The organism is Xanthomonas hortorum (assembly GCF_040279205.1).
Lineage (GTDB): Bacteria > Pseudomonadota > Gammaproteobacteria > Xanthomonadales > Xanthomonadaceae > Xanthomonas > Xanthomonas hortorum_F.
Genome location: NZ_JBEOLS010000133.1, coordinates 1 through 771, shown reverse-complemented (window position 1 = coordinate 771; position 771 = coordinate 1). Strand labels below are relative to the sequence as shown.

Genomic DNA, 771 nt, shown 5'->3' with positions numbered 1-771 from the left:
CGCCGCTCCAGCCTGCGCGACGACTGAGGCTCCAACTGATGATGATGTCCTACGGCACCTTCGTGTTTTCGCTCGACAGCGCGGCGTTCCTGCAGCTGCAGCGGCAAATGAGTTGGCGCCACCCCACCAGCGAGCGCGTCGGTGCGCGAGCGGCCAGCCAGTTCTTGGGTCCGGGCGATGACAGCATCGACCTGTCCGGTCTGATTGCTCCCGAACTCACTGGCACCCGCGTGTCGCTGGACACGCTGCGCCAGCTTGCGGCCGCTGGCGAACCGCTACCGCTGGTGGATGGCGCAGGCGTGGTCTACGGGCCGTATCTGCTGCTGTCGATCAACGAGACCGCCTCACTGTTCTTCGAGGACGGCACACCGCGACGGATCGAGTTCCAACTGAGCCTGCGCCGCGCAGACGACACCACGCCAGAGGCGACCGCCGCATGAGCTACCCGATTCCGCAGTGGCGCGTGGTGCTTGATGGCACCGACCTTACCGAGCGCATCGCACCGCGCCTGCTCGATCTCACCCTTACCGAATGCAGAGGCGGTGACGCCGACCAACTGGACCTGAGTATCCACGACCACGACGGCAAGATGGCGCTGCCCAAACGTGGCGTGCGCCTGGCCGTGGCGCTGGGGTGGAAAGCCACCGGCCTGGTCGACAAAGGCACCTTCATCGTGGACGAGGTGGAGTACAGCGGCGCCCCCGACATCATCACGGTGCGCGCGCGCAGTGCAGACCTCACCACTGACATGCGCACGCGGCGCGAGCGCAG

General features: G+C 66.5%; 1 protein-coding gene and 1 pseudogene. Both read left to right on the top strand.

Annotation, left to right across the window (positions count from 1 at the left end; translation table 11 throughout):
• The first annotated feature begins 38 nt into the window (after window positions 1–38).
• On the top strand, window positions 39–440 hold the full coding sequence (locus ABS769_RS22495; protein WP_350498298.1) for a phage tail protein: 402 nt from the start codon (window positions 39–41) through the stop codon (window positions 438–440).
• Window positions 437–771: pseudogene (locus ABS769_RS22490) on the top strand (phage late control D family protein); the annotation flags it as partial. The gene ABS769_RS22495 and the pseudogene ABS769_RS22490, both read left to right, overlap by 4 nt.